At 68.2% G+C, this 14,350-nt stretch carries 13 protein-coding genes; 7 read left to right on the top strand and 6 right to left on the bottom strand.

The genetic code is table 11. The annotated features are described in order from the left end of the window. Window positions 1-13: 13 nt before the first annotated feature. The 5 genes from CS062_RS00695 to CS062_RS00675 form a co-directional block, all read right to left on the bottom strand. Window positions 14-2,275, bottom strand: coding sequence for a methyl-accepting chemotaxis protein (locus CS062_RS00695; RefSeq protein WP_099859560.1), 2,262 nt, complete (start codon window positions 2,273-2,275; stop codon window positions 14-16). Between the two features lie 61 nt (window positions 2,276-2,336). Continuing rightward, window positions 2,337-2,855, bottom strand: a complete 519-nt coding sequence (locus CS062_RS00690; RefSeq protein ID WP_099859559.1) for a chemotaxis protein CheW — start codon at window positions 2,853-2,855, stop codon at window positions 2,337-2,339. Window positions 2,856-2,859: 4 nt separating this feature from the next. Continuing rightward, a complete protein-coding gene (locus CS062_RS00685) occupies window positions 2,860-3,225 on the bottom strand; it encodes a response regulator transcription factor (RefSeq protein ID WP_088406380.1) in 366 nt (121 codons plus the stop codon). A gap of 119 nt (window positions 3,226-3,344) precedes the next feature. After that, window positions 3,345-3,740: a response regulator gene (locus CS062_RS00680; RefSeq protein WP_099859558.1), complete on the bottom strand. Its 396-nt coding sequence runs from the start codon at window positions 3,738-3,740 to the stop codon at window positions 3,345-3,347. A gap of 95 nt (window positions 3,741-3,835) precedes the next feature. After that, window positions 3,836-4,027 carry a rubredoxin gene (locus CS062_RS00675; protein WP_084452486.1) on the bottom strand — a complete coding sequence of 64 codons (192 nt, stop codon included), beginning with the start codon at window positions 4,025-4,027 and terminating at the stop codon, window positions 3,836-3,838. 133 nt (window positions 4,028-4,160) lie between these two features. Between CS062_RS00675 and thiD the strand changes: the two genes are divergently transcribed. From thiD to CS062_RS00645, 6 genes are all read left to right on the top strand, one after another. Continuing rightward, a complete protein-coding gene (gene thiD, locus CS062_RS00670; RefSeq protein ID WP_233217843.1) occupies window positions 4,161-5,120 on the top strand; it encodes a bifunctional hydroxymethylpyrimidine kinase/phosphomethylpyrimidine kinase in 960 nt (319 codons plus the stop codon). Between the two features lie 76 nt (window positions 5,121-5,196). Continuing rightward, window positions 5,197-6,483, top strand: coding sequence for a glutamate-1-semialdehyde 2,1-aminomutase (hemL, locus tag CS062_RS00665; protein WP_099859556.1), 1,287 nt, complete (start codon window positions 5,197-5,199; stop codon window positions 6,481-6,483). Between the two features lie 134 nt (window positions 6,484-6,617). After that, a complete protein-coding gene (mpl, locus tag CS062_RS00660; protein ID WP_099859555.1) occupies window positions 6,618-7,982 on the top strand; it encodes a UDP-N-acetylmuramate:L-alanyl-gamma-D-glutamyl-meso-diaminopimelate ligase in 1,365 nt (454 codons plus the stop codon). 145 nt (window positions 7,983-8,127) lie between these two features. Continuing rightward, complete coding sequence (locus CS062_RS00655) at window positions 8,128-9,204, top strand: AI-2E family transporter (protein ID WP_099859554.1); 1,077 nt, start codon at window positions 8,128-8,130, stop codon at window positions 9,202-9,204. A 194-nt stretch (window positions 9,205-9,398) separates the two neighbouring features. Next, the gene (locus CS062_RS00650) at window positions 9,399-10,091 is read left to right on the top strand and encodes a hypothetical protein (protein WP_199174139.1); all 693 of its coding nucleotides are present in this window, start codon (window positions 9,399-9,401) and stop codon (window positions 10,089-10,091) included. Next, complete coding sequence (locus CS062_RS00645; RefSeq protein ID WP_099859552.1) at window positions 10,081-10,617, top strand: hypothetical protein; 537 nt, start codon at window positions 10,081-10,083, stop codon at window positions 10,615-10,617. Before CS062_RS00650 ends, CS062_RS00645 begins: the two co-directional genes overlap by 11 nt. 62 nt (window positions 10,618-10,679) lie before the next feature. On the opposite strand, the gene CS062_RS00640 is transcribed toward CS062_RS00645, so the two are convergent. Beyond that, complete coding sequence (locus CS062_RS00640) at window positions 10,680-13,436, bottom strand: zinc-dependent metalloprotease (RefSeq protein ID WP_099859551.1); 2,757 nt, start codon at window positions 13,434-13,436, stop codon at window positions 10,680-10,682. Between the two features lie 258 nt (window positions 13,437-13,694). Between CS062_RS00640 and CS062_RS00635 the strand changes: the two genes are divergently transcribed. Beyond that, window positions 13,695-14,315 carry a YqiA/YcfP family alpha/beta fold hydrolase gene (locus CS062_RS00635; protein ID WP_099859550.1) on the top strand — a complete coding sequence of 207 codons (621 nt, stop codon included), beginning with the start codon at window positions 13,695-13,697 and terminating at the stop codon, window positions 14,313-14,315. Window positions 14,316-14,350: the final 35 nt, after the last annotated feature.

Below are 14,350 nucleotides of genomic sequence, written 5' to 3'. Positions count from 1 at the left end.
CGGCCGATGCCGGTCAGGTCACCTTGAACCGGGCCACCGACTGCTTCAGCGCCTCGGCCGATCGCGACAGCTCGTGCACCATCTGGGCGGTGGAACGCGTACCGTCGGACGTCTGCTCGGTCACCGCGAAGATGTGCTGGATGTTGGCGCCGACCTCGTTGGCGGCGCGCGCTTCGTTCTGCGCGACCGTCGAGATCTGGCCGATCAGCTCGTCCAGGCGACGCGACACCGAGTCGATGTCTTCCAGCGCGCGGCCAGCCGCGTCGGACAGTTTCGTGCCCTCGACCACCCCCAGCGTGGAGCGCTCCATGGCGGCCACCGCGTCGTGGGTGTCGGTCTGAATGGTCTTGACCAGCGCGGCGATCCGGCGGGTCGCGTCGGCAGAACGTTCCGCCAGCCGCTGCACTTCTTCCGCCACCACCGAGAAGCCGCGACCGGCTTCACCGGCGGACGCCGCCTGGATGGCCGCGTTCAGCGCCAGCACGTTGGTCTGCTCGGTAATGTCGGAGATCAGCTCGGTGATCTCGCCGATTTCCTGCGAAGACTCGCCCAGCCGCTTGATGCGCTTGGACGTCTCCTGGATGTGGTCCCGGATCTGGTTCATACCGCCGATGTTGTTCTGCATCGCCTGCAGACCCTGTTCAGCGGCCTGCCGGGACTGGCGGGCCACGTCGGCGGTCTGCTGCGCCTGCGCGGACACGTCGTTGATCCGGTGCGCCATCTGCAGCACCGCCTCGCCGGTGGCGCGGATCTCGTGCAGCTGTTCGGTCGACGCGGCCAGCAGCTCGGTCGAGGTCTGGTCGACCTGCGCGGTCGTGTCCGTCACCCGGACCGCCGTCGTCTGCACCTGATGCACCAGTGAGCGCAGCTCTTCCACGGTGTAGTTCACCGAGTCGGCGATCGCGCCGGTGATGTCTTCCGTCACCGTCGCCTGGTGGGTCAGGTCACCTTCAGCGACCGTCTGCAGCTCGTTCATCAGACGCAGAATCGCGGCCTGGTTGGCGTCGTTGACGCGCTTGGCTTCCTGCTCCTGGGCCTCGGCTTCGCGGCGCTGTTCTTCCGCCATCTGCGCACGGCGCGCCTGGTCGGAGACATACAGCCGCAGGAAACCGACCGCGCCGATCACCAGCATCGCCAGCGAGGCCGCCATCGCCAGCAGCAGCAGCGGGTTCATGCCGCCGGCGGACTCCAGGCCCTGGCCCAGGTCGTCCAGGTCCTTGCGCAGCACTTCCGAGTCGTTGAGGATGGCCGTCTGCGCTTCCCGCGCGGACACCAGGCCCTGCAGGTTGGACAGGATGGCCGTCGCCTGCGAGCGGGTCTGGTCGTACTGCGTCAGCAGCACCTTCAGGCGCTCGCGCACCTGCGGGTCCTTGGCGCCGTTCAGGCGCAGCTCGGGGTTGCCGTTGAGCAGCGCCTGGGCGATCTCGCGGAACGCGTTCAGGTCCTTGCCCAGCAGGAACACGGCCTCGGGGCTCACGCCTTCCTGCGTCAGGAATTCGTTGGCGGACTTGCCGATCCGCTGCGTCAGCATCACCAGCTGGCCGACCGCGGCGACCTCGCCGGTCGGGGCCGAGCTCTGCAGCGACAGCGAGGCCACGGCCTCGGCGCTTTCCAGCAGGTCCGACGACTGGCGGTTGATCGCGCGCAGCGCGGCGCCGACCTGCGTCAGCACCTTCTCCTGCGCCAGCATCACCTTGGTGTTCTTGTCAGCGCGCGCCACCATCGGGGCGATCTTCTCGAGCAGGCCGTCGACCGAGCCCGGCGCCTTGGCCAGCTCACCGCTGCCGTCGCGCAGCGAGGTGGTCACGCTGGTCAGGATGTCGGCCGCTTCCTTCATTTCCGGGAAGGCGTTCTTGTTGCCCAGCAGCGCGGTCGAGACCGCCTTCGCCAGACGCTGCGACTGCGTCGCGGCCTGACCGGCGCCACGCACCTGCGCCGCCGAGCGGTTGCCGTTGATCAGCGCCATCGAGACGGTGCCGGCAGTGAAGAGCACGCCCGCGGCCGTCAGCGCCGTCAGCAGGCCGGTGCGGCGCTGCTCGGGCTGCTTCAGGACCTCCGGCATCGGCGTCGGGCTTTCCGGGGCGGACGCCGAGGGCTGGTACCCCGCGGACGTGTCCTGGAACTCCGGCGTGGGCTGCGCCGCGGTGATGATCGAGGGCTGGAAGTCCGTCGTGTCCTCCGCCGCCGAGCCCGACGCGTCGGTCCGCGGACCGTCGTCGAAGTCGTCGTTGCCCTCGTTCTTGCCCTTGTTCTTGATCTTGTCCAGGAAGCTCATCTCACCCTCGTTTGATCTCGTTCGTCGAATCGGCGCCTGTGACGGGACCGTCGTCTGGCTATCAGTTCAAAACAATGCGCAGGAATTGCGGATGCTGCGTCAGCGCATCCAGGTCCAGCACTTGCCAGCGCCGGCCCTGCCCGTCGCGCATGCGGGCAGGAGCGAAATCGGGATGGCCGGGCGCATCGGGCTCGGCCTGCAGTTGTTCGTCGCCGCGCAGCCCCAGCAGCTGATCCACCAGCAGCGCGCAGTTGATGCCCAGGTCGGGATTGATCGACACCAGCCGGTGGGCCGACGTCAGCGGGATCGGACCGCGCAGGCCCAGGAAGGCCGACAGGTCCACCACCGTGTGCAGCCCGCCGCGCAAGTTGGCCACACCCAGCATCCAAGGCTGCGTGTACGGCACCGCCTGAAGCGGCACAGGCGTGAAAATTTCGCCGGATTGCTTGAGCGGAAGCAGCAGGCCCAGGCCCGCGCACTCGACCGCCAGCCAGCTCGCGGCCTGGGGCGCCTCGCGCGCCGCCTGCATGCGCTGCGCCAGCCGTTGTTGAAGTTCGCGCAGCGCTTGCTTGTTGGCCATGGTGTCAGCCCAGCGCCTTGATCTTGGCCAGCAGCTCGTCCGCCTTGACCGGCTTGACGACGTAGTCGCGCGCACCCTGGCGCATGCCCCAGACCTTGTCGGTCTCCTGGTTCTTGCTGGTGCACATGATCACCGGCACGTCGGCGTAGCGCTCGTCGCGGGTGATGGCGCGGGTCAGCTGGAAGCCGTTCTGGCCGGGCATCACCACGTCCATGAGGATCAGGTCCGGCTTTTCCTCGGCCAGGCGCTTCATCGCCTCCTCGCCGTTCTCGGCGGTGCGGACGGTGAAGCCGCGCTTGGTCAGCAGGTCGCTCAGCGCGTGCAGTTCGGTCTTCGAATCGTCGACCAGCAGGATTTTGTGGATGGGCATGGAATCTCCCTCTCTCGGCTCGCGTCGATTCGCGTCGGGAAGTGCGTCGGTCGAGCCTGGCGTGAGCGTCGTTGAATGTCGTGGAATGGGTCGGGGAATGCGGGCGGCCGTCGTGCCGGTCAACCCGCCCGGCGGTGCTGTTGCACCGCCTGCAGCAGCTGGTCCTTCGTGAAGGGCTTCGTCAGGTAGTCCTGCGAGCCCACCATGCGGCCTCGCGCCTTGTCGAACAGGCCGTCCTTGGACGACAGCATGATCACCGGCACCGAGGCGAACTGCGGATTGCGCTTGATGATGGCGCAGGTCTGGTAGCCATCCAGGCGCGGCATCAGGATGTCGCAGAACACGAGGTCGGGCTGGTAATCGCTCAGCTTGGCCAGCGCATCGAAGCCGTCCTCGGCCAGCACGACTTCGTGTCCGCCCTGTTTCAGGAAGATCTCGGCGCTGCGGCGGATCGTGTTGCTGTCGTCGATGACCAGCACCTTGGTCGCCGTGCGGGGGCTTGCGCTGGAATCCAAGCTCTTCTCCGTATTGTTCAGACGATGGTTGTCAGGGAAATTTCAGGCTCGCGACAGGCGCGACCGGATGCTTCGTCGCAAGGTCGATGTGCGGGTCAGATCTGGACCATCTCGAAGTCCTCCTTGCGGGCACCGCATTCGGGACAGGTCCAGTTCATGTCGACATCCTCCCAGCGCGTGCCGGCGGCGATGCCGTGCTCGGGGTCGCCCGCGGCCTCGTCATAAATCCAGCCGCAGATCAGGCACATCCAGGTCCTTGCTTCGCTCACGATGGGTTGACTTTGCATCACTACAATGATCGAAAGATTGTAGCCACGCCCCCGTGCTGACCCGGGGGGCGGAAGTACCGATGAAACAACAGTCGATTGCGGTCCTTCTTCACGTTATGCGCATCAGTTCACGGCTTCGCGCCAACCATCCATGAGCCGCCCAGACCCGCACCAACAAGACCCCCAGGACGCCGCCGCGATCGATGACCAGGACTCGCCGCCGCCGGCCTGCGTGATGAGCTTCAATGCGTCGGACCCGAGCGGCGCGGGCGGCAGCGCCGGCGACGTGGCGACGATCGCCGCCATGGGCGCGCATGCGCTGCCGGTGGTGACCGCCATCGTGATGCGCGACACGGCCGAGGTCTTCGACCACCAGACGCTGGACGGCGACTGCATCGTCGAACAGGCCCGCTCGATCCTCGAGGATGTGCCGGTCGCCGCCTGGAAGGTCGGCTTCCTGGGCAGCGCCGAGGGAGTCTCCTCGGTCGCGGAGGTCCTCTCCGACTACCCCGACGTGCCGCTGGTGGCCTACCTGCCGAGCATCTCCTGGCTGGACGAGGAGCAGCAGCAGAGCTACCTGGACGCGTTCCGCGAGCTGGTGCTGCCGCAGACGCTGGTGCTGGTGGGCAACCAGAAGACGCTGCTCGACTGCCTGCTGCCCGACTGGGACGCGGACCGCCCGGCCTCCCCGCGCGAACTCGCGGTCGCGGCGCAGCAGCACGGCGCCGCGCATGTGCTGGTGACTGGCATCCAGCTGCCCAACCAGTACATCGACAACGTCCTGGCGAACTCCCAGGGCGCGATCACCGGCGAGAAGTTCGAGCGCTTCGAGGCCAGCTTCGTCGGCGCCGGGGATACCCTGTCGGCCGCGCTGGCCGCCCTGCTCTCGGTCGGCTCCGAACCGCACGATGCGGTCGGCGAGGCGCTCGCCTTCCTCGACCAGTCGCTGGAAGCGGGTTTCCGCCCCGGCATGGGCAACGTGGTGCCCGACCGCTTCTTCTGGGCGCTGCCGCCCGGGGAGGAAGGCGAGGAAGGCGCCGAGGCGGTGCCCGCCACCGACGAGATGACGATCGACGAGCCACCCAGCCGAGGCCCTCGCCGCATCCATTGAGTCCACCGAGGGCGCCCGCGCGGCGCCCTCCTTCTTTTCCCGCATTGATCCGCCCCAGCAGTACCGGAATCCCGATATGAGCCAGAACGAGACCCTGTTCGCCCGCGCCCAGCGCGTCATTCCTGGCGGGGTGAACTCGCCGGTGCGCGCCTTCCGCGCGGTCGGCGGCACGCCGCGTTTCATCACCCGCGGCGAGGGCGCCTGCATCGTGGACGCCGACGGCAAGCGTTACATCGACTACATCGGCTCCTGGGGTCCGATGATCCTGGGCCATGGCCATCCGGCGGTCGTCGAGGCGGTCCAGAAGGCGGTGCTGGACGGCTTCTCGTTCGGCGCCCCGACCGAGCGGGAGGTCGAATTGGCCGAGGAGATCCTGGCCCTGGTGCCCAGCTGCGAGCAGATCCGGCTGGTAAGTTCAGGCACCGAGGCGACGATGAGCGCCATCCGGCTCGCGCGCGGCGCGACGCAGCGCAGCAAGTTCATCAAGTTCGAAGGCTGCTACCACGGCCACACCGATGCGCTGCTGGTCAAGGCCGGCTCCGGCCTGGCGACCTTCGGCCATCCGACCTCGGCCGGCGTGCCCGAGGCCACGGCGCAGCACACCATCGTGCTGGAGTACAACAACGTCGCCCAGCTCGAGGAAGCCTTCGCGCTGCACGGCGCGGAGCTGGCCTGCGTGATCGTTGAGCCGATCGCGGGCAACATGAATTTCGTGCGGGCCAGCGTGCCTTTCATGACCCGGATGCGCGAGCTGTGCCGCCAGCACGGCGCCCTGCTGGTGCTGGACGAGGTGATGACCGGCTTCCGCGTCGGACTGCGCAGCGCGCAGGGCGTCTATGCCGACCTGATCCCGGGCTTCGTGCCCGACATCAGCGTGTTCGGCAAGGTCATCGGCGGCGGCATGCCGCTGGCGGCCTTCGGCGCGAGCCGCGAGATCATGCGCCACCTGGCGCCGCTGGGCGGCGTGTACCAGGCGGGCACGCTCTCGGGCAACCCGGTGGCCACGGCCTGCGGCCTGGCCACGCTGCGCGAGATCAAGCGGCCCGGATTCTTCGATGCGCTGTCGGCGCGGACCCGTCGGCTCGTGGACGGCCTGAAGGCCGTGGCGGCCGAGAATGGCGTGCCCTTCAGCGCCGACAGCGAGGGCGGCATGTTCGGCTTCTTCCTGCTGCCGGAGCTGCCGCAGAACTACACGACCGTGATGACGACGGACAAGGAGCGCTTCAACCGCTTCTTCCATGCGATGCTGGACGCCGGCGTGTACCTGGCGCCGGCGCTGTACGAAGCCGGCTTCGTGTCCGCCGCGCACACCGACGCGGACATCGATGCCACGTTGGACGCAGCGCGTCGGGCCCTGCGCTGACGCCCACACAACACCGGTTTGACACCATTCCCTCACGCGCCACGGCAAACGACGGACCGGGTTGTCGCAAACTTTTCGTCTCGCGACAGGCATTACGCTTGCTTACCGATTGGTACAGCGGCTGAGAGACAGACATGCATATCCATATCCTTGGCATCTGCGGCACCTTCATGGGCGGCCTGGCGGCACTCGCGCGGGAGGCCGGCCACACGGTGACCGGCTGCGACGCCAATGTCTATCCACCGATGTCGACGCAGCTGGAAGCGCTGGGCATTGAGCTCATCGAGGGCTTTGGCGCGGAGCAACTGGCACTCCAGCCGGACCTGTTCGTCATCGGCAACGTGGTGACGCGCTCCTCCGAGGGGCGTTTCCCGCTGATGGAGGCGATCCTCGATGCGGGCCTGCCCTATACCAGCGGACCGCAGTGGCTGGCCGAGCACGTGCTGCAGGGGCGGCACGTCCTGGCGGTGGCCGGCACCCACGGCAAGACTTCGACGACCTCGATGCTGGCCTGGATCCTGGAGGCGGCGGGCCTGGCGCCCGGTTTCCTGATCGGCGGCGTGCCGCAGAACTTCGGCGTGTCGGCCCGGCTCGGCGGCGGGAAGTACTTCGTCATCGAGGCCGACGAATACGACACCGCCTTCTTCGACAAGCGCAGCAAGTTCGTCCATTACCGGCCGCGCACGGCGGTCCTGAACAACCTCGAGCACGACCACGCGGACATCTTCCCGGACCTGGCCGCCATCGAGACCCAGTTCCACCATCTGGTGCGGACGGTGCCGCCGTCTGGACGGCTGGTGGTGAACGCGCGCGAGGACGCGCTGCAGCGGGTGCTGTCGCGCGGCTGCTGGAGCGACGTGCAGCGCTTCGGCGCACGCAAGGAGGAACCGGGCGCCCTGCGCGCCCGCGGCGAGCCGCAGTCCTTCGACGTGCTGCGCGGCAGCCTGAAGGTCGGCCACGTGACCTGGGAACTGCTGGGCGAGCACAACCAGCTCAACGCGCTGGCGGCGATCGCGGCGGCGGAACATGTCGGCGTCGATCCCGAGCGGGCGGCCGAGGCGCTGGCCAGCTTCAGGAACGTCCGGCGCCGGCTGGAACTGCGTGGTGAAGCCGGCGGGGTGAAGGTCTACGACGACTTCGCGCACCACCCGACGGCGATCCACACCACCATCAACGGCCTGCGCCGGCGCATCGCACCGCAGGAACGCATCCTGGCGGTGTTCGAGCCGCGCTCCAACACGATGAAGCTGGGCACCATGAAGGCGCAGCTGCCCTGGGCGCTGGAGGAGGCCGACCTGAGCTTCTGCAACCAGGACGGCCTGAGCTGGGACGCGCGCGAGGCGCTGGCGCCGCTGGGCGAGCAGGGCCTGGTCGGCGCCGACGTCGAGGAACTGGTGGCGATGGTCCGGCGGGCGGCGCGGCCCGGCGACCATGTGCTGTGCATGAGCAACGGCGGCTTCGGGGGCATCCACGAAAAGCTGCTGGACGCGCTGAAGTAAACCGGCGATCCTGCGCCGCGCGCGGCGACGCAGCCCCGGACCAGCGGTCCGACAGCTGCTCCGCCGCCGGTCCCCCAGGGTTCAGAGCAGCCCCGATCGACCGATCGACCCGATTGACTTCATTCACGCGAGGAGCGACGACACGATGAGTGGTCCTGGCAAGCTGGTGCCCGCGCTGCAGAACCGGTCCTTCCTGTGCCTGCTGGCGCTGGTGACGGTGGCGTTCGGCTGGATCCTGTGGCCGATGCTGAGCGCGCTGCTGTGGGGGGTGGCGCTGGCCATCGTGTTCCAGCCGCTCTATCGCCGGTTGCTGCGCAAGACGCGGCGCCCCGGGCTGTCCTCCGGGGTGACCATCCTGGTGATCCTGCTGCTGGTGGTGCTGCCCTTGACCTACGTGATGGGCGCGCTGGTGCGGGAGGCGACGGTGGTCTTCGAGATGGTCAAGTCCGGCCAGTTCAACTTCAACACCTACGTGGCGCAGGTCTATGCGGCGCTGCCGTCGTGGCTGCTGGATGTGCTGGAGCGGCTGGGGCTGCACGACCTGGCCAACCTGCAGGAGAAGCTGGGCAGCGCGCTGAACCAGGGCAGCCAGTTCATGGCGACGAAGGCGCTGGGCTTCGGCCAGGACACCTTCGACTTCCTGGTGAGCTTCTTCGTGATGCTCTACCTGCTCTATTTCCTGCTGCGCGACGGCGAGCATCTGTCGGCGCGAATCCGCGATGCGCTGCCGCTGCAGGACTCCTACAAGCGGCAGCTGGGCGAGAAGTTCCGCACGGTGATCCGCGCGACGGTCAAGGGCAACATCGCGGTGGCGGCGCTGCAGGGCGCGCTGGGCGGCTTCGCGTTCTGGGCGCTGGGCATCCACGCGCCGGTGCTGTGGGCGGTGCTGATGGCCTTCCTCTCGCTGCTGCCGGCGGTGGGGGCGGCGCTGGTGTGGGCGCCGGTGGCGATCTACCTGCTGGCGACCGGGCACATCGCGTCGGGGGTCGGCCTGCTGCTGTTCGGCACCATCGTGATCGGGCTGGTGGACAACCTGTTGCGGCCGCTGCTGGTGGGCAAGGACACGAAGATGCCGGACTACGTCGTGCTGCTGTCGACGCTGGGCGGGATGGCGGTGTTCGGCATCAACGGCTTCGTCATCGGCCCGCTGATCGCCGCGATGTTCATCGCGGTCTGGGACATCGTCGCGGCGGAGCGGCGGTATCCGGTCGGGGACCACTGAGCGAGCTCCGCGACGCGCGCCTGACGACGCCGTGGACCAAGGACTGCCAGGACCTGCTGCCGTCCATTCGTTGAAACGGAGACGATGACCAAGGTCAGGCCGTCATGCGGGCAGCGAGATTCAGAATCCGGACTCGCCATTGCTTCATCAAAGAAGCGGGCCTGCGCACTGCCGGTAATACGGAGATCGTCGTCTTGAGCACCATGGCCAGCCGTCCCGGTCCACTTGGAATGGATTCAAATCCCGGCGCGATTGACCCGGGCACCTGTGCGCGAATGCAGAACCGACCGCCCGGGCCGACCTGCGTGTTGAATCCAACCGAGGTCGAGCGCAGCCCGGAGTCCGCTTCACAGTCCAGTCCCGCCAAGGAGAAGAGCGGCGCCTCATGGGTCAGCAAGTTTCCTGGTAGCACGAGCACGGACGATCTCGATCCAGCTTTTCGCGACAAGGTGAAGAAGTTTTTGACAGCGATCGCAGAAGCGGGCGGAAGCGTGTCGATCGCTGCGACGTACAGACCGCGCGAGCGCGCCTACCTGATGCATTACAGCTCCAAGATCTCGCGTGGCGATATCGACGCAGCCAAGGTGCCCACCATGGCCGGCGTTGATATCGAATGGGTGCACGCTTCGGAGGAAGCCTCGAAGCGGGCCGCCTCGGCCATGGCGAAAGCCTTCGGCATCGTTTACCCGCCTGCGCTGATCTCCCGGCACACCGAACGTTGCGCGATCGACATGACCGTGAACGGCATCGTCGGAAAGAAGATCAAGAACGCTTCAAATGAAGAAGTGGAGATCAAGAGGCTCAGCGACTTGAATGCCGTGGGCGCGAGCTACGGCGTGAACAAGTTGGTCTCCGACCCTCCGCATTGGTCCGACGATGGTCGCTAGATTCCTCGCTCTCGCCCTTTCCCTGAGCGCGTCGGCATGTGCCGCGACGGCCGAGGCGGGCTTCGCGATCGTCAAGCTGGACGGATCTGGAGAGGCGCTGCTGGTCGCGGCATCGCCGATTCCTACGGGCTCGACTATCGCGCTGGAGTACCCAGGTGCAGACCAGCGCCCACGGTGCTGCAAGCGGTTACGCGCGGCGGACCTCGTGGCCATCGATGCGGCCGAGGTGCTCGCTTCGGACGAGCTTCGCGCCATCGCTCCCCGCGTCTACAAGGCCAAGGTCCCGCCGGCATGGTCCGACATGCCCTTCATCGGCGTGGGTGCGGTCGGAGTGGACATCCGGACGCATTCGCGTGGAGGACGGTTCGAGCTCACCGACCGCCGCGGCGCCAGACGAGCCGCCAGCTTGTGCACGAGCGCAGAGGGCGTGCATCTCATGGAAACCGAGCAAGGCCGATTGCGAACGCATCTCTACCTGTCTCTGGGGTACGAGATTGAATCGCCGACCTGCGGGTCAGCCCAATGAAAAAGGCCGGCTTTCGCCGGCCTTCGCGCTGAGGAGGCGCGGTCGAACGACCGCGCCTGCGCTCAGGTCCGCACCATCGTCGCCTTCAGCACCGTGCTGAGGAAGTCCAGGCTCTCGGCCAGGTGGGCGCGGGTCTCGAGCGAGCCCTTGCCCTGCGCCGCGCGCAGGTCGCTCTGCAGCTGCACCGCGTGCAGGCGCAGCACCGCGTAGGCATCGGCGAACTGGCCCGAGGCCGCACCGCTCTTCGTCAGGTTGGCCTGGATGCGGCGCAGGTATTCGCGCTGCAGGTTGCGACGCAGCGGGTCGATGTCGCCGCCGGTCTTGAGCTCGCTCCAGATCGAGGACTGCAGCGTGCCGTAGACCTCGCCGATCGAGATCAAACCCTTGCGCTGCGACACCGGCACGTAGGCCGGCAGCTCCATCAGGCGGATCGCCGTCTGGGCCTGCATCAGGCGGTCCAGCGAGCCCAGCTGCACCCGCGCCACCGCCGCCGGGATGTTGACGAAGCCGGCGCGGTTGAACTCCACATAGTCCGTCGTGATCGAGGTCAGGAACTCCGGCTTGAAGCGGAAGCTGTCGGCGCTGAAGATGCCCTGCGCCAGGAAGCGCAGCGCCTCCCGCTGCTTGGCCGGATCGACCGGACGCATCGCCGGGACCGAGGCCCCCGGCACGTCGCGGTGGGTGTACATGCCGCCGACGTACTTGCCCACCAGGTCCGACGCACGGGCCAGCTGGCTGAAGCCGTTGGCCAGTTGACGGCGCTGGCGCAGCGGATCATCGGTCGCCTCCGGCGCGCGGTTCTGCACCCGGGCCCACAACTCCTGCGTCAGCTTCAGCCGCTTGCGGAAATAGGCCATCGGGTCGTCGCCGAGGTCGAAGCGGTTGATCGTCGGGTCCATGCCGTCGAACGGCCCGAAGCCGCCAGCATCGGTGTCGTCCGCGTAGGCGTGGCCGGGCTGCGTGTTCTGCGACGCGATGCGCTTGAGCTCGGCCTCCTCCTGCTCCTTGGGGACCTGCTTGTAGGCGTACTCGATCGCCCAGTAGTCGTAGGCGCCCAGCGTCGTGTTGTTGTACGTCGTCGGCGCCTCGCCCTGCAGCGGGATGTTGTAGGCGTTGTAGTCCATGACCGAGGCCGACAGCCCGTTCGCATCGGTCCAGGCCTTGTCCTTCAGCTGCGCCTGGGTCACCTGCGTCGAGGCCTTGAAGTTGTGCTTCAGGCCGAGGGTGTGACCCACCTCATGCATGATCACGTCCTTGATCCGCGCCTGGATGAAGGCGTCGGCTTCCGGGCTGTCGGGCGCGATGTCGCCGCGGGCCTCCAGCACGTCCAGCGCGAAGTCCATCTCGGCCGCGGCGTCGTGCGCATAGGTGCAGTAGGTCGCGTTGCGGCCCTCGCGCCAGCCGTGGTTCAGCGCGGCCAGCGCCTGAGCTTCCTCGGCCAGCGTCGACACCGGAGCACCGGCCAGGCCGCGCGGCGCGTCCTCGCTGATGAACGCGCGTCCGCCGCGGGCGAACACGTCGCTCATGCCGATGTCGGCATCCAGGATCTCGCCGGTGCGCGGATCGACGTGGCTCGGTCCGATGGCGAAACCGACGTCGGAGCCGACGAACCAGCGGATCGACGCATGCGATGCGTCCATGTTGTCCCAGTCCGCGTCATCGGGCTGCTGCTTGGCCACGACCGCGTTCTTGAAGCCGATCTTCTCGAAAGCCTTGTTCCATTCCAGGATGCCGGCCTCGACCGCCGGGCGGTACTTCGGCGGGATGTTCTTGTCCATCCAGTAGGTGATCGGCTCCACCGGCTCGGACAGCGCGGCCGCCGGATCCTTCTTCTCCAGGCGCCAGCGGTTGATGTAGTGGACGCGCGGGTTGGCCTTCAGGTCATCGCTCAGGTCGGTGAAGGTCTCGGTGAAGTGACCCAGCCGGCCGTCGGCGCGACGCGGCGACATCTTCTCCTCCGGCAACGCGCGGAAGTTGTAGACGAAGCCCATGAACATCGAGCGCGGATCCGGCGTCGCCTGCGGCGGCGTCGGCACCGGCACCGGCGGCGCCACCAGCGGCGGCGCCGGGATGCGCGGCGTGAAGTAGTGGACCTTGGCGTTCAGGGTCGTCAGCTTCTCGTCGGCGCGGGTCAGCTCGAAGTAGGAGTTGCCGCGATCGACGTTGTAGGGCAGCCGGTAGGCCATTTCCAGCCGGGTCGACATGCCGGGGATGTCGCTCAGCAGCATGCCGGCGTCGACCAGGAAGGCCTTGCGCTCCGGATGATCGGCGCTGGCGACCGGGCCGGCGGCCAGCAGGCTGGGCGAGAACGCCTCCTCGCCGGCGCGCTTGCCGCCGCCTTCGGCGCGGAACTCGGTGTTCAGCGCCACCAGCTGGATCGTGTTCCCGATGCGGCGCCACTCGGCCATGATCTCCGGGCCCATCTGGCTGGCGTAGAAGCCGCGCTCGCCGATCGAGCTGGAGATGTTGATGGTGAACAGGAAGGGCTTGTTCAGCATCGCGCGCGGGATCTCGAGCCAGACCTTCTCCTCCTTGCGAAGGATCGGGAACAGGCCGTCGTCGCGCTTGGCGTCGCGACTGACCTCGGCGAAGGGCTTGGGCGCGCTCGGATCTGCGGCGGGACGCGGCGCCGTCATCGGCGAGGAGGCACCGGGCTGGCCGGGCGCGGCGGAGGCGGCATTGGCCGGCGCGGGCGCGGCCTGGGCAGTCGGCGCGCCGGAGGGCGAGGAGGAGCCGGTCGTGCCGGTCGTGGCGCAGGCGGTCAGCAGCAGCGCCGCGGCCGCGATGGCCGTCAGCTGGATCGTGTCCCTGTGGATCATGGATCTGTGTGGTCGGGGGTCCGTCCGGGGTCGGCCGGCCGGGCCCTGTTGAGAGGAATGCGGGCGCTGCGGTCTTCTGGCCGCCTGCGCCCAGACGGAACGGGCAATGTGCCGGGGCCGAAGCCCCCGCGTCAATGCGCACTAACGAGCGCGCGGCCCTCGTCGGCCGCGACGGTGGCGATGATCGCCCAGCCGACCACCCGTGCCGGAAGTGACCCACCCACCCGACGGAGAGGGAGACCCCTAAACTGCCGGCCCATGACCTCCCCTTCCCCCCAGCCGGAGGCCCCCGCGCCGGCGCGCCGCACCCACCTCCTCTACCTACACGGCTTCCGTTCGTCGCCGCGCTCGGCGAAGGCGCGTCGCATGGCCGCCTGGACCGCCGCCCATCGACCGGATCTGGTGTTCGCCTGCCCGCAGCTGCCGCCGTCGCCGCGCGAGGCGATGGCGCTGGTGGACACGCTGATCCGCGACTGGCCGCGCGACACGATGGCGGTGATGGGCAGTTCGCTCGGCGGCTTCTACGCGACCTGGGTGGCGCAGCGCACCGGCGCCCGCACGGTGCTGCTGAATCCGGCGGTGGACCCGGCCCGCGACCTCGCCAACCACATCGGCGAGCAGACCTGCTGGCAGGATCCGGACGAGCATTTCTTCTTCCGCCGCGAGTTCGTCGACGAACTGCGGGCGCTCGGCGCCGGCGCGCTGGCGCATCCGGATCGCCTGCTGGCGGTCATCGCCAAGGGGGACGAGGTGCTCGACTGGCGCGAGATGCATGCGCGCTACCCGGGCAGCAGGATCAAGCTGCTCGAGGGCAGCGACCACGGCCTGGCCGACTTCGACGACTACCTCGACGAGCTGACCGCGTTCCTCGGCCTGTGAGGGTCCGCGGGGGACCCGTGAGGGACCTGACGGCA

This window comes from Roseateles chitinivorans (genome assembly GCF_002761755.1).
GTDB classification, from domain to species: Bacteria; Pseudomonadota; Gammaproteobacteria; order Burkholderiales; family Burkholderiaceae_C; genus Roseateles; species Roseateles chitinivorans.
This window is presented reverse-complemented; position numbering and strand designations above follow the sequence as displayed.

Coding starts and splice junctions, on each gene's coding strand:
- thiD (WP_233217843.1), top strand. CDS start 4,161: ATGAGCCGCCCAGACCCGCACCAACAAGACCCCCAGGACGCCGCCGCG.
- mpl (WP_099859555.1), top strand. CDS start 6,618: ATGCATATCCATATCCTTGGCATCTGCGGCACCTTCATGGGCGGCCTG.
- CS062_RS00695 (WP_099859560.1), bottom strand. CDS start 2,275: ATGAGCTTCCTGGACAAGATCAAGAACAAGGGCAAGAACGAGGGCAAC.
- CS062_RS00675 (WP_084452486.1), bottom strand. CDS start 4,027: ATGCAAAGTCAACCCATCGTGAGCGAAGCAAGGACCTGGATGTGCCTG.
- CS062_RS00635 (WP_099859550.1), top strand. CDS start 13,695: ATGACCTCCCCTTCCCCCCAGCCGGAGGCCCCCGCGCCGGCGCGCCGC.
- CS062_RS00640 (WP_099859551.1), bottom strand. CDS start 13,436: ATGATCCACAGGGACACGATCCAGCTGACGGCCATCGCGGCCGCGGCG.
- CS062_RS00690 (WP_099859559.1), bottom strand. CDS start 2,855: ATGGCCAACAAGCAAGCGCTGCGCGAACTTCAACAACGGCTGGCGCAG.
- CS062_RS00685 (WP_088406380.1), bottom strand. CDS start 3,225: ATGCCCATCCACAAAATCCTGCTGGTCGACGATTCGAAGACCGAACTG.
- hemL (WP_099859556.1), top strand. CDS start 5,197: ATGAGCCAGAACGAGACCCTGTTCGCCCGCGCCCAGCGCGTCATTCCT.
- CS062_RS00645 (WP_099859552.1), top strand. CDS start 10,081: ATGGTCGCTAGATTCCTCGCTCTCGCCCTTTCCCTGAGCGCGTCGGCA.
- CS062_RS00655 (WP_099859554.1), top strand. CDS start 8,128: ATGAGTGGTCCTGGCAAGCTGGTGCCCGCGCTGCAGAACCGGTCCTTC.